This is a genomic window from Tritonibacter scottomollicae (genome assembly GCF_003003215.1).
GTDB classification, from domain to species: Bacteria; Pseudomonadota; Alphaproteobacteria; order Rhodobacterales; family Rhodobacteraceae; genus Epibacterium; species Epibacterium scottomollicae.
The window spans coordinates 370,751-384,712 of the sequence record NZ_PVUF01000004.1 but is presented as its reverse complement, the minus strand read 5'-3'; the positions used below and the strand labels follow the sequence as shown (position 1 = coordinate 384,712).

The window sequence follows — 13,962 nt, the reverse complement described above, 5'->3', positions numbered from 1 at the left end:
CCGGTAGTAAGTCTGAACCGTCACACCGATTTGCCGAACGGCTTCCTGAACCGAGCTCCCTTGCCCTTGCAGCACCTCAACCTGTCGCAGCTTCAGCACGATGTCCTCGGGCTTCTCTCGTTTGCCTGACATCTCGTCGTCCTCCTGAAAACGGGATATTCCTATCCCAAAAGGTGGACCACTTCAGTGGGGGCACTCCACTGAAAATCAACGCGATCCCAAGTCAGATCCCATATCACACCTGCTCGATCTGCAGTGGCGCATATGTAATGGATGACCGGCTCACAATATGAGGCGCAGAGGCACGCTTCATTAGCTTGGAGATTTCACTCCTTTCATTAACCGGATCAGGCGCGGGAAAGGCCCCCGTGCCCCCCTCGCCTGCCCTCCCGGCGGCGCCGCCATCTGCTGCATTGGGTCGCCAAGTGACCCTCATCGCACAACCAGGCACAGACCACACGTAGACAGGCCGGAGGCAAAAAGGCCAAACGCAAAAAAGGCGCCCCAGGATGGGACGCCCCGATGTTCAAAGCCGCAGACGCGACGGTCAGTGGGCGGTGGCGCCGCTCTTGTCGTCGCCTTTCAACGCAGCCGCAGCAGCGGCGGCCTCTTCGGCCTCCTCGTCCCACTCGATCGGGTCCGGTGCGCGCACCAGAGCGATCTTCAGCACTTCGGACACGTTCTCGACTGGGATGATCTCCAGCCCTTCTTTCACGTTGTCCGGGATTTCCGGCAGGTCTTTTTCGTTCTCCTTGGGGATGAGAACGGTCTTGATCCCACCGCGCAGCGCCGCCAGCAGTTTTTCCTTCAGACCACCGATCGCCAGCGCATGGCCCCGCAGGGTGACCTCGCCTGTCATCGCGATATCCTTGCGCACAGGAATACCCGTCAGCACAGACACGATGGAGGTCACCATCGCCAGACCAGCCGAAGGGCCATCCTTGGGCGTGGCCCCTTCAGGCACGTGGACGTGGATGTCCCATTTGTCAAAGCGCGGCGGCTTGATGCCCAGACGCGGCGAGACGGAGCGCACGTAGGAGCTGGCCGCCTCGATCGATTCCTTCATCACATCACCCAGCTTGCCGGTGGTCTTCATCCGGCCCTTGCCCGGCAGGCGCAGCGCCTCGATGGACAGCAGCTCACCACCGACGGAGGTATAGGCCAACCCGGTCACAACACCGACCTGATCCTCCAGCTCCGCCAGACCGTAGCGATATTTCGCAACGCCAAGGAAGTCATCCAGGTTATCCTTGGACACCGACACCGTTTCCGCCTGCTTCTTGACGATGGAGGTCAACGCCTTGCGGGCCACCTTGGCAATCTCGCGTTCGAGGTTCCGCACACCGGCCTCGCGGGTGTAGGTGCGAATGATCTCGGTCAACGCATCGTCCGACAGTTCGAATTCCTTGGCCTTGAGGCCGTGGTTCTTCACCTGTTTGGAGATCAGGTGCTGCTTGGCGATCTCGCGCTTTTCGTCCTCGGTGTAGCCCGACAGCGGGATGATCTCCATCCGGTCCAAGAGCGGCCCCGGCATGTTGTAGCTGTTCGAGGTGGTCAGGAACATCACGTTCGAGAGGTCATATTCGACCTCCAGATAGTGGTCCACGAAAGTGCCGTTCTGTTCAGGATCAAGCACTTCGAGCATCGCCGAGGCCGGATCACCACGGAAGTCCTGACCCATCTTGTCGATCTCATCCAAGAGGATCAGCGGGTTGGTGGTCTTGGCCTTCTTCAGCGCCTGGATGATCTTGCCCGGCATGGAGCCAATGTAGGTCCGGCGGTGACCGCGGATCTCGGACTCGTCGCGCACGCCACCCAGAGAAATCCGGATGAACTCACGGCCCGTCGCCTTGGCCACGGACTTGCCCAGCGAGGTCTTACCCACGCCCGGAGGACCAACGAGGCAGAGGATCGGGCCCTTGAGCTTGGCCGAGCGCTGCTGCACCGCGAGATATTCGACGATACGCTCTTTAACCTTTTCAAGGCCGTAGTGATCCTTGTCGAGGATGTCCTGCGCGCGGTTCAGATCCTTTTTGACGCGGGATTTTGTGCCCCACGGGATCGACAGCATCCAGTCGAGGTAGTTGCGCACGACGGTCGCTTCGGCCGACATCGGCGACATGTTCTTGAGCTTCTTCATCTCGGCATCGGCCTTTTCGCGGGCCTCTTTCGACAGTTTTGTCGCCTCGATCTTTTCTTCCAGCTCAACGATTTCGCCGGCGCCGTCCTCACCGTCGCCCAGTTCCTTCTGAATGGCCTTCATCTGCTCATTCAGGTAATATTCGCGCTGGGTCTTCTCCATCTGCGTCTTGACGCGGGTCTTGATCTTTTTCTCGACCTGCAGCACCGACAGTTCGGACTGCATCAGCGCATAGACCTTCTCCAGCCGCTCGCTGACCGGCAGGGTTTCCAGCAGCTCCTGCTTGCGGTCCACCTCGATACCGAGGTGACCGGCAACCAGATCCGCCAGTTTCGCCGGTTCGGTGGTCTCGCCCACGGCGGTCAGCGCCTCTTCGGGGATGTTCTTGCGCACTTTGGCATAGCGCTCGAACTCATCACCCACGGTCCGCAGCAGTGCCTCGGTGGTGGTCACATCGCCGGGCATCTCCGCCAGCGCCTCGGCACGTGCCTCGAAGAAGGTGTCATTGTCCAGAAACTCGGTGATCTTCACACGCTGCTGCCCTTCGACCAGCACCTTCACGGTGCCATCGGGCAGTTTCAGCAGCTGCAGCACATTGGCCAGCACGCCGGTGCGATAGATACCATCCTGATCCGGATCGTCCTCGGAGGGGTCGATCTGGCTGGACAAGAGAATCTGCTTGTCATCGGACATCACCTCTTCGAGGGCGTGCACCGACTTCTCCCGACCCACGAACAGCGGCACGATCATGTGGGGGAAGACCACGATATCGCGCAGCGGCAGAACGGGGTAGGAGGAATTGAGAGGCTCTTGCATACTCGGTCCTTTTTTTTGGCAAGACGTCCAGGCCCCGTTTCATCGGCAACCGCGGTCGTCTCCTCACTCGGATTGTTTATTTGGTCAGGCTGATCGAGTTATTCAACCGCCGCGTCTCAAGCTTTGCCCTTTAGAATGCCCTGAGCATGACCTGACCACAAGGGCGCAAATGGTGAAACGGTGAGCAAAGCCCTAACGCCGCTCATCAATGCCGCTTGGCACATTCGGGACAGGCCTGGCTTGGATATTCCAGGCTTTTGGCGGGCGTTGCGCAGCAGGCGGATCCCCCCGCCTGCTGCGTCTTGATACCCTGACGGAGGGGCAGAGTCTGGGCCTATTCCGCCGCCTGCAGCTCCAGCGTGGGATAGTCGGTGAACCCTTCGTCTCCACCGCCATAAAAACTCGCTTGATCGCCTTCCGCCAAGGGAGCGTCCGCCTTGAGGCGCGCCACCAGATCCGGGTTGGAGATGAAGGGGCGACCGAAGGCCACCAGATCCACCGCGCCGCTTTCGGTCCGAGCCAAAGCCGTTTCACGGTCATAGCCGTTATTGGCCATGTAGGTCCCGGTGTAGAGCTGGCGCAGAGTCTCAAAATCCCCCTCGCGCGCGCCTCCGGTGTCCCCTTCGATCAGGTGCAGATAGGCCAGCCCATAAGTGTTCAGCCGTTCGATCAGCGGGGTGTAGTGGGCCACCGGGTCGCTGTCAGAGACATCGTTAAAGCTGGCAAAGGGCGACAGACGCACGCCAATGCGGCCCGGCTCCCAGACGGTGGCCAATGCGTCCAAGACCTCAAACAGGAAACGCGCTCGATTTTCTGCCGATCCGCCATAAGCGTCGGTGCGGGTGTTGACGCCATCCTTGAGGAATTGTTCCAGCAAATAGCCATTGGCGGCATGCAGCTCAACGCCGTCAAATCCAGCATCCTTGGCGTATTTCGCGGCCTGAACGTAGTCTTCGATCACGCGCTGGATGCCTGCAACGGTCAGCGCCTCGGGCGTCGCGGTCGGCTCAAACCCCGCATGGGTGAAGGTCTGAGCATCGGCCGCCTGATCGGTGGGCCCAACAGCCTTTACGCCCTCGGGCAGAAGCGAGTCATGGGTGATCCGCCCCACATGCCACAGCTGGATCACGATCTTGCCGCCCTTGGCATGCACCGCATCGGTGACCTTGCGCCATGCGGCAGCCTGCGCGGCGGTGTGAATGCCGGGGGTCTGGATATAGCCCTTGGCCTCGGCGCTGATCTGACTGCCTTCGGTGATGATCAGACCGGCGCTGGCACGTTGGGCATAGTATTCGACGTGACGGTCGAGCACCTCTCCGGTGCTGTCGTCGGCACGGTTGCGCGTCAGCGGCGCCATCACCACGCGGTTGGTCAACTCAAGGGCACCGGCGGTGTTTGCGGCAAACAGTTTCTGGCTCACGGGGAGTATCCTTCGCTCAAAGTATCCAGCAACAGGAATGTTACCTCACAAGAGCTGAGCATCCCACCTCTGCCTTTCAACCCTCCAGCAATGAGAATGTTTTGGGACCCCGAAAAACTCGCGTGATCGCCCCCTTCGACCAGCAAACATGCAATAAAATATCTCATGATATCAAAATTTTAAAAGGCCACCCCAAAGGGCGGCCTTTTGAAGTTCACAAAGAGGTGCGCGACTGCCCGCCCCTGCGGCGGGCCGGGTTCAAACCCGCGCGGGTCACAAGGGTTCGATATCGCCTTGTGCACGATTGTCGTGAAAATTCTTCTGCCAGGCCTCAAATGTGCCCGCTGCGATTGACTCGCGCATGCCTGCCATGATGTCCTGAAAGTAATGCAGATTGTGCCATGTCAGAAGCATACCGGAGATCATCTCGTTCGACCGGAACACGTGGTGCAGATAGGCGCGCGAATAATTGCTGCATGCCGGGCAGCTGCAGTTTTCATCCAGCGGACGCGGGTCGTCCTGATGGCGGGCGTTCTTGATGTTAACCACACCGTGCCGGGTGAAGGCCTGTCCGGTGCGCCCCGACCGCGAGGGCAGCACGCAGTCCATCATGTCGATGCCACGCGCCACCGCGCCCACGATGTCGTCGGGCTTGCCCACCCCCATCAGATAGCGCGGCTTGTCCTGGGGCAGCATGTCGGGCGCGTAGTCCAGACAGCCAAACATGGCCTCCTGGCCCTCGCCCACCGCAAGGCCACCGACCGCGTAGCCGTCAAAGCCGACCTTGGTGAGCGCCTCGGCACTTTCCTCGCGGAAATCCCTCTCCAGCCCGCCCTGCTGAATGCCAAACAGCGCATAGCCCGGACGATCCCCGAAGGCCTCGCGCGAGCGTTCCGCCCATCGCATCGACAGGCGCATGCTCTCGGCGATGCGATCCCGGTCGGCGGGCAGTGCGGGGCATTCGTCGAAACACATCACGATGTCAGAACCCAACAGCCGCTGGATCTCCATCGAGCGTTCCGGCGTCAGCTCATGCCGCGAGCCGTCGATGTGGCTCTTGAAGGTGACGCCCTTCTCGGTCAGCTTGCGCAGCCCGGCCAGCGACATCACCTGAAAGCCACCGGAGTCCGTCAGGATCGGCCGGTCCCAGTTCATGAACTTGTGCAAACCACCCAAGCGGTCGATCCGCTCCGCAGTGGGGCGCAGCATCAGATGGTAGGTATTGCCCAAGAGGATGTCGGCCCCGGTGGCACGTACGCTTTCGGGCATCATCGCCTTGACCGTGGCAGCGGTGCCGACCGGCATGAAGGCAGGCGTGCGGATGTCGCCGCGCGGTGTGTGGATTACACCTGTGCGGGCCTTGCCGTCCGTTGCTGTCATTTCAAAGTTGAAAAGCTCTGCCATCTCATGTTCCTGCGTCAGTCTGCACACCGCTCAGGCGGTGATTCCCCCCTAATGCCAAGGAGACGTCTCCATGTCCACAGATGACCCGAACCAGAATCTGCGTCTTGGGTGGGAGGAATGGGTCAGATTGCCGACGCTCGGCCTGCCCGCCCTACGCGCCAAGATCGACACCGGTGCCCGGACCTCTGCCCTTCATGCCACCGATATCGAGACCTTCGGTCCACAGAATGCACCCAAGGTGCGCTTTACCGTGCATCCCATTCCGGGGCGCGATGACTTGCTCATTCCCTGCTCGGCCAGGATCAAGGACCGGCGCGAGGTGACTTCCTCCAACGGGGATCGCGAGCTGCGCTATGTGATCGAGACCGACCTGGAGATCGGCGGCGTGACCTGGCCGGTGGAGGTGACGCTGACAGACCGGCGCGGCATGGCACTACACATGCTGCTGGGTCGTCAGGCGCTGACCGAGAACATCTCCATCGTACCGTCGGAACGCTATTGCCAGCCGGAGCTGGACTACTCCGTCTATGCCACCCCGGCGATCCGCAAGAAGGCGCCCAACCGCGCCCTGCGCATCGCGGTGCTGAGCCGCGAGGACAATTACTCCACCCGCCGTCTGGTCGAAGAGGGCGAAAATCGGGGCCACTCAGTCGAGGTCATCGACACCACCCGCTGCTACATGTCGATCAACGCGCTGGCGCCCGAGATCCACTATGACGGCAAGCGCCTGCCACGCTATGACGCGGTGATCCCGCGCATCGGCGCGTCGGTCACCCAATATGGCACCGCGCTCTTGCGGCAGTTCGAGACCATTGGCACCTATTGCGTCAACGGCAGCGCCGGCATCACCGCCAGCCGCGACAAGCTGCACGCGCATCAGCTCCTGGCACGCCACAAGATCGGCATGCCGCCCACCGCCTTCGCCGCCTCGCCCAAGGACACCAACGCGCTTATCGACATCGTCGGCGGCGCGCCCCTGATCGTGAAGCTCTTGGAAAGCACCCAAGGCAAGGGCGTGGTGCTGGCGGAGACCAAGAAGGCCGCTGAATCCGTCATCACCGCCTTTCGCGGTCTCAAGGCCAACTTTCTGGTGCAGCAATTTGTGAAGGAGGCCGCCGGCGTCGACATCCGCTGTTTCGTGGTCGGCTCCAAGGTGGTGGCGGCGATGAAACGCTCCGGTGCCGAGGGCGATTTCCGCTCCAACCTGCATCTGGGCGGCAGCGCCGTGTCGGTCCGCATTACCAAGGAGGAACGCTCCACCGCGATCCGCGCTGCCAAGTGTTTCGGCCTCGGTGTGGCGGGCGTCGACCTGCTGCGCTCGGAAACCGGGCCCAAGGTGCTGGAGGTCAATTCCTCGCCCGGGCTGGAGGGGATCGAGAAGACCTCCAAGAAAGACATGGCCGCATTGATCCATGACGAGATCGAGGCCAACGTCCGCCCCACCCCGCTGCGCAGCCGCAAGGCGCTCGAGAACGCGGCCGAGTAATCGGGGGCACAGAGGGTCGCGCTTTCCCCTTGACCCGGCACCGGGCAAGGGGGACGTTGCCGCCCAACGCTGTTTTACATCCGGATTTTTCCCATGAACGAACAAGAGATCATCGACGCCCTCTCTGGCGGTCTGCTGTATATCCTCGGGGCCGTTTTCCTGATTATCGTGATCTTCAAAGGGGTGCGCATTGTGCCCCAGTCGGAGAAATTCGTGGTCGAGCGCTTTGGTCGGCTCAAGGCGGTGCTGGGGCCGGGCATCAACTTCATCGTGCCCTTCCTCGACGTGGTGCGCCACAAGGTCTCCATCCTCGAACGTCAGCTGCCCAACGCCAGCCAGGACGCAATCACCCGCGACAACGTGCTGGTGGAGATCGACACCTCGGTGTTCTACCGCATCCTGGAGCCGGAAAAGACCGTCTACCGCATCCGCGATGTGGATGGGGCGATTTCCACCACCGTGGCGGGCATCGTGCGCGCCGAGATCGGCAAGATGGATCTGGACGAGGTGCAATCCAACCGCTCGCAGCTGATCGGCGAGATCAAGCGCAGCGTCGAAAGCGCCGTGGATGACTGGGGCATCGAAGTAACCCGCGCCGAAATCCTCGATGTGAACCTCGATCAGGCCACCCGCGATGCGATGCTGCAGCAGCTCAACGCCGAACGCGCCCGCCGCGCCCATGTGACCGAGGCCGAGGGCAAGAAACGGGCGGTGGAACTCTCTGCTGATGCAGAGCTTTATGCCGCCGAACAGACCGCCAAGGCGCGTCGCATTCAGGCCGAAGCCGAGGCCTTTGCCACCGAAGTCGTGGCCAAGGCGATCGCCGAAAACGGTCTGGCCGCCGCGCAGTATCAGGTGGCGCTGAAACAGGTCGAGGCGTTGAACGCGCTTGGCAATGGTGACGGCAAGCAGACCATCATCGTGCCCGCCCAGGCGATCGAGGCCTTTGGCAACGCCTTCAACATGCTCAAGGGCAAGTAATGGGCGCGCTCTGGTCACTGTGGTGGATCTGGGGCGCGCTGGCGCTGGTGCTGGGCATTGCCGAGATCCTGCTGCCGGGGTTCATCTTCCTCGGCTTCGCCATCGGCGCGGTCTGCGTGGCCGTGCTTTTGCTGATGTCACTGAACGTGTCGCTGCCGCTGCTGCTACTGGTCTTCGCTGCCCTGTCTCTGGTGGCGTGGCTGATGCTGAGGCGCCTGTTCGCCCTGCCCAAAGGCCAGGTGAAGACCTTTGACACGGATATCAACGACTGAGCGCGGCCCCTCAGTCTGTTTCGGGCCAGAACACGGAGGTCGAGTGCGTTCGGGCACTGGACCTCCGTGCCTTCATTTCCTATATAAACAGTCAGAAACCTGATCGAGAGTCCTGAATGACCGACGCATCCGAACCGCTTGAGGGCACGCCACTTATTGCGCCCTCCTCCGTGTCCCATCCGCTCTACGAGCCGGTGGTCGAAGCCTGCCGCACCGTGTATGACCCGGAAATCCCGGTCAATATCTACGAGCTTGGCCTGATCTACACCGTTGAAATTTCGGAAGAAAACGACGTGAAGATCATCATGACCCTGACCGCGCCTGGCTGCCCCGTGGCCGGTGAGATGCCCGGCTGGATCGTCGATGCGATCTCGCCCGTGGCCGGCGTCAAGAGCGTTGATGTGGAAATGACCTGGGAGCCGCCCTGGGGCATGGACATGATGTCCGATGAGGCCCGGCTGGAGCTGGGCTTCATGTGATCGAAACCCTGTGGTCGCAATATCGTGACCACAGGCCCCCGTTCTCCTTCATGGATGAGACGCCCCTTGATGAGAGGCGCTGCGCCACCTAGGTTACAGGGTAACACAAACGGAGCCTTTTCATGTTCGGTATCCCCGGCAAACAAGCTGTCACCATCACCCCCCGCGCCTCCGCGCAGATCTCCAAGCTGATGGCGAGCGCAGGCCACGCGGGTCTGCGTATCGGCGTCAAGAAGGGCGGCTGCGCGGGCATGGAATACACCATGGAATATGTCGACCAGCCCGACCCCAACGACGAGGTGGTAGAGCAGGATGGCGCCAAGGTACTGATCGCGCCGATGGCGCAGATGTTCCTCTTCGGCACAGAGATCGACTATGAAACCTCGCTGCTGGAATCGAGCTTCAAGTTCAACAACCCCAATGTCGCCGATGCCTGTGGCTGCGGCGAGTCGATCAGCTTCAAGGTGGGCGGGGAGTAACCTCCACCCGGTGTTCGGATAAGACAGGGCCGCCGCGTGCTGCCGCATAAACAGGGTGGCCGCGCGCCGCCCTTTTTTGTGGCCCCGCGCGCGTCGCGATTGCCCACTCCGGCCCCCGGTGCTACCACCAACAGCAATTCAGACACAGAACACCAATGAAGGGGGGGCGACATGGCGCGCAAACTTGCAGCAGGCAATTGGAAGATGAACGGCACCGGCGACAGCCTGACGGAGCTGGAGGCCTTGGCCACGGGCGATCTGCCACAGGGCGTCGAAGTGCTGATCTGCCCACCCGCGCCGCTGATTTCGCGCGCGGTCGAGATTGCTGGCGGCATCCGTATCGGCGGGCAGGACTGCCACGCCGAGGCCTCCGGCGCGCATACCGGCGACACCAGCGCGGTGATGCTGAAGGATGCGGGCGCCAGCTACGTGATCCTCGGCCACTCCGAACGCCGCAGTGATCATGGCGAGAGCGACGAGGTGGTACGCGCCAAGACCGAGGCCGCCTATGCTGCCGATCTGACCGCCGTGGTCTGCGTCGGCGAAACGCTGGAGGACCGCGAGGCGGGCTCCACCCTGCAGGTGGTCTGCATGCAGCTTGCGGGCTCCCTGCCCGACAGCGTCACCGCCGACAACACCGTGGTGGCCTATGAGCCGGTCTGGGCGATCGGCACCGGCAAGGTGCCGACGCTGGAGCAGATCGCCGAGGTGCACGCCGCCCTGCGCGATGCGCTGACCCAGCGCTACGGCGACGCGGGCGACAATATTCCGCTGCTCTATGGTGGGTCGGTCAAGCCCGGCAATGCAGCCGATATCTTTGCCACCGCCAATGTGGACGGCGCATTGGTGGGCGGCGCGAGCCTGAAGTCGGCTGATTTTGGCCCCATCATCGCCGCACTGGCCGCCAGCTGAGGAACGCGCCTCGCGGCGCGGCCTCCGGCGGGGATATTTGAGAAGAAGATGAAGGGGGCGCGCGCCCCCTTTTTTTGACCTTGGATATCTTGCCGGGGTGAATGCTTGCCGCAGCGCACTCAAGACCACGCTATCAGAACAAGAAGGCGCCCGAGGAGAGATCTCCCCGGGCGCCTTTTTTGCTAGCCAGATCATAGTGACGCGATGTCGGGCTATTTTGTTATGATCTCTGGTCCCATGATCATATTCGGCAGGAAGGTGGATATCGCCGGAATATAGGTCACCATGATCAGGAACACGAAGAGCACGGCAAGGAACGGCAGGGCTGCGCGCACTACGGCCATCATCGGCATGCCCGCCACGCCGGAGGTTACAAAGAGGTTGAGACCCACAGGCGGCGTGATCATCCCGATTTCCATGTTCACCACCATGATGATGCCCAGATGGATCGGGTCGATGCCCAGTTCGATGGCGATCGGGAACACCAGCGGCGCGACGATCACCAGAAGACCCGAGGGCTCCATGAACTGACCACCGATCAGCAGGATCACGTTCACCACGATCAGGAACATCACCGGACCAAAGCCCGCGGACAGCATCGCATTGGCGATATGCTGCGGCACCTGCTCGTCGGTCAGCACATGTTTCAGGATCAGCGCGTTGGCGATCACGAACAGCAGTGTCACGGTCAGCTTGCCCGCCTCAAACAGCGTGTGCTTGGTGTCCGGGTGGACAAAGGCCGTGATCAGCGCCTGCGGCATCTTCAGGAGCGATGTTTTGGGCTGGCCTTCGCCATTGGAGAGCGGCCCCATGTCCTTGTAGACAAAGCAGGCAATCAGGAACGCGTAGACCGCTGCAACCGCTGCCGCTTCGGTCGGGGTGAAGATACCGCCGTAGATACCGCCCAGGATGATGACGATCAGGAACAGGCCCCAGCCCGCATCCCGCGCGGATTGGAACACCTCGCCCCAGCCATTCCAGTCGCCCTTGGGCAGGTTCTTGACCTTGGCCATCACGTAGATGGTCACCATCAGCATGATGCCCGCCATCAGGCCCGGGATCACACCGGCCAGGAACATCCGCCCCACCGAGACCTCGACCGCTGCCGCATAGACCACCATCACGATGGAGGGCGGGATCAGAATGCCGAGCGTCCCGGCGTTACAGATCACACCGGCGGCGAATTCCTTGGAATAGCCCACCTGGCGCATGCCTGCGATCACGATCGAGCCGATCGCCACAACCGTGGCCGGAGAGGAGCCAGACAGCGCCGCGAACAGCATGCAGGCAAACACGCCCGCAATGGCCAGACCACCCGGCAAGTGGCCGACGCAGGCGATGGAGAAGCGGATGATCCGCCGCGCCACGCCGCCCGTGGTCATGAAGCTGGAGGCCAGAATGAAGAAGGGGATCGCCAACAGGGTGAAATGACCCTCAAAGGCCTGGAACAAAGTTCCCGCCACCGAGGCCAGCGAGCTGTCGGAATAGATCAGCAGGAACAGCGTGGAGGACAGGCCGAGCGATACCGCGATCGGCACGCCGATCAGCAACAGGCTGATAACCAGCGTAAAAAGAAGGACAACTTCCATCAGTCATGCTCTCCCTGTTGAGCGCGAACTGCTTCGAGTTCGTCTTCGACTTCGTGACTTGCGACCAGACGATCCGCCTGCCCGCGCAGGATCTGCAGCGCCGCCTGTACAAAGCGCAGCACCAGCAGGAGCATCGACAGCGGCAACACCAGATAGGGAACCACCTTGGGCAGTTTCTCGTAGGAGTCGCCGTAGTTGATCATATCCTCCAGAAAGCGCAGGAACCCGAGCATCGGCACATCCTGCACCTCGTAAAAGCTCTGACTGCGCGCGGAGGTATCAAACCCGGTGGGGAACCAACGGCCCGAGGTGGGCGGCAGATCCGCAAAAACGGCCCAGTAGTCATAGGCGCCCTTCAGCATCAGCAGCGAGAAGGCGATACAGACAGCCGCAGCGATCAGGCCCACGATGCGACGTGCGCCCGCGGGCAGCATGTTGACGATGGCATCGACCCCCAGATGCGCATGCACCTTGACCGCGTAGGAGGCGCCCAAAAGCACCAGCCAGGCAAAGAGGAACACCGTGACTTCCAGCGCCCAGAGGATGTTTGAATTGAAGACGTAGCGCGCGACCACATTGGAAAATGTGATGATCGTCATGCCGCCGAGCAGGGCGGCGATCAGCGTTTCTTCAAGTGAATGAATGAACCCGGACGGGCCGGAACGTGCCCCCGACATTGTTGTCTCCCCAATTTTCCGGAAAAGAAGCTGCGGCTGGATGATCTCCGCCGCGGAGGTGACGGAGCGCATGTATCACGCGCTCCGAACAGATTTTGTGCGAGGTCCCAGTCGGGATCAGAGGCCGGCGTTGATGGCCTGTGCGGCGTCGATCATGTCCTGACCAACGTCACCGGAGAACTGTTCCCAGACCGGCTTCATCACATCAACCCAGGCCTGACGCTGCTCGCCTGACAGCTGGCGCACCTCGCCCCCTGCGGCAACGATGGCCTCTTTGGCTTCGTTGTTGACGCGGGTGGACTCTGCGTTCCGGGTTGCGGTGACTTCATTCATGATGGTCATGAACTGATCACGCACTTCCGGATCGAGGCTGTCGAGCCAGTCAACCGAAGCCACGACCAGATAGTCGAGCACACCGTGGTTGGTTTCGGTGATGCCGTCCTGCACCTCGAAGAACTTCTTGCCGTAGATGTTGGACCAGGTGTTTTCCTGACCGTCCACAACACCCTGCTGCAGCGCGCCGTAAACCTCGGAGAAGGCCATTTTCTGCGGGCTGCCGCCGATCGCTTCCATCTGGGCGACCAGCACGTCGGAGGACTGCACGCGGAACTTCAGACCATCGGCATCGGAGGGCTCCAGCAGCGGCTTGTTGGCCGACATCTGCTTCATGCCATTGTGCCAGTAGCCAAGACCCTGCAGGCCACGGCGCTGCATGCTGTCGAGCATCGCCTGACCGTTGTCAGAGGCCTGGAACGCATCCACCGCGTCGATGTTCTTGAACATGAAAGGCAGGTCGAAGAGGCGGAACTGTTTGGTGAACTTCTCGAATTTCGACAGGGAGGGCGCGGCCAGTTGCACGTCGCCCTGCAGCATCGCCTCAAGCACCTTATTGTCGTCATAAAGCGTGGAGTTCGGATAGACGACGATGCACATGGTGCCGTCCATCTCTTCGTTCACCCGCTTCTCCAGCAATGACGCCGCGATGCCCTTGGGGTGTTTGTCGGTGTTGGTCACATGGCTGAACTTGACGACGATTTCGCCATCGTCGCAGGCATCCGCCTGAGCAACGCCAGCGGTTACGGTCAGCGCCATTGCGGTGGCGGCAGCAGTCAGAAACTTCATGGTGATCCTCCCTAAGAATCAATTTTCTTCCTCTGACTCCGAACAAGCGTCCAGAGCTTGATCGCTAGAATTGGCAAAGGCGGGGATCCGCTCAAGCAAGCATTGAAAAAACCTCCGCAATTCAGTCTTTTTCCTTTATTTTCTGATGCTTGAGAATCTTTTCAGAAGGCAACTCACGACTACGG

At 61.3% G+C, this 13,962-nt stretch carries 12 protein-coding genes and 1 pseudogene; 6 read left to right on the top strand and 7 right to left on the bottom strand.

The annotated features are described in order from the left end of the window. The 4 genes and pseudogenes from CLV89_RS22915 to tgt all read right to left on the bottom strand — a co-directional run. Positions 1-132 (bottom strand): annotated as a pseudogene (locus CLV89_RS22915) (IS3 family transposase); the annotation flags it as partial. Between the two features lie 415 nt (positions 133-547). Further along, positions 548-2,956, bottom strand: a complete 2,409-nt coding sequence (lon, locus tag CLV89_RS09775) for an endopeptidase La (protein WP_106163461.1) — start codon at positions 2,954-2,956, stop codon at positions 548-550. 334 nt (positions 2,957-3,290) lie between these two features. Next, a complete protein-coding gene (locus CLV89_RS09770; protein WP_207796907.1) occupies positions 3,291-4,376 on the bottom strand; it encodes an alkene reductase in 1,086 nt (361 codons plus the stop codon). Between the two features lie 273 nt (positions 4,377-4,649). Continuing rightward, the gene (gene tgt, locus CLV89_RS09765) at positions 4,650-5,780 is read right to left on the bottom strand and encodes a tRNA guanosine(34) transglycosylase Tgt (protein WP_106163459.1); all 1,131 of its coding nucleotides are present in this window, start codon (positions 5,778-5,780) and stop codon (positions 4,650-4,652) included. A gap of 70 nt (positions 5,781-5,850) precedes the next feature. Between tgt and rimK the strand changes: the two genes are divergently transcribed. The 6 genes from rimK (at position 5,851) to tpiA (ending at position 10,389) form a co-directional block, all read left to right on the top strand. Further along, positions 5,851-7,266 carry a 30S ribosomal protein S6--L-glutamate ligase gene (gene rimK / locus CLV89_RS09760; protein ID WP_106163458.1) on the top strand — a complete coding sequence of 472 codons (1,416 nt, stop codon included), beginning with the start codon at positions 5,851-5,853 and terminating at the stop codon, positions 7,264-7,266. Positions 7,267-7,359: 93 nt separating this feature from the next. Continuing rightward, positions 7,360-8,247, top strand: coding sequence for an SPFH domain-containing protein (locus tag CLV89_RS09755; RefSeq protein WP_106163457.1), 888 nt, complete (start codon positions 7,360-7,362; stop codon positions 8,245-8,247). Further along, positions 8,247-8,519, top strand: a complete 273-nt coding sequence (locus CLV89_RS09750; protein WP_106163456.1) for an NfeD family protein — start codon at positions 8,247-8,249, stop codon at positions 8,517-8,519. Before CLV89_RS09755 ends, CLV89_RS09750 begins: the two co-directional genes overlap by 1 nt. Positions 8,520-8,635: 116 nt before the next feature. Beyond that, entirely contained in the window at positions 8,636-8,998 is a 363-nt protein-coding gene (locus CLV89_RS09745) for an SUF system Fe-S cluster assembly protein (protein WP_106163455.1), read from the top strand. A gap of 122 nt (positions 8,999-9,120) precedes the next feature. Continuing rightward, complete coding sequence (locus CLV89_RS09740; protein ID WP_106163454.1) at positions 9,121-9,477, top strand: HesB/IscA family protein; 357 nt, start codon at positions 9,121-9,123, stop codon at positions 9,475-9,477. Between the two features lie 171 nt (positions 9,478-9,648). After that, positions 9,649-10,389 (top strand): triose-phosphate isomerase, encoded by a 741-nt coding sequence (gene tpiA / locus CLV89_RS09735; RefSeq protein WP_106163453.1) that lies wholly within the window; start codon positions 9,649-9,651, stop codon positions 10,387-10,389. 212 nt (positions 10,390-10,601) lie between these two features. On the opposite strand, the gene CLV89_RS09730 is transcribed toward tpiA, so the two are convergent. The 3 genes from CLV89_RS09730 to CLV89_RS09720 form a co-directional block, all read right to left on the bottom strand. Beyond that, on the bottom strand, positions 10,602-11,978 hold the full coding sequence (locus tag CLV89_RS09730) for a TRAP transporter large permease (RefSeq protein WP_106163452.1): 1,377 nt from the start codon (positions 11,976-11,978) through the stop codon (positions 10,602-10,604). Continuing rightward, positions 11,978-12,655 (bottom strand): TRAP transporter small permease, encoded by a 678-nt coding sequence (locus CLV89_RS09725; RefSeq protein WP_106163488.1) that lies wholly within the window; start codon positions 12,653-12,655, stop codon positions 11,978-11,980. Before CLV89_RS09725 ends, CLV89_RS09730 begins: the two co-directional genes overlap by 1 nt. A gap of 117 nt (positions 12,656-12,772) precedes the next feature. Next, positions 12,773-13,777, bottom strand: a complete 1,005-nt coding sequence (locus tag CLV89_RS09720) for a DctP family TRAP transporter solute-binding subunit (protein WP_106163451.1) — start codon at positions 13,775-13,777, stop codon at positions 12,773-12,775. Positions 13,778-13,962: the final 185 nt, after the last annotated feature.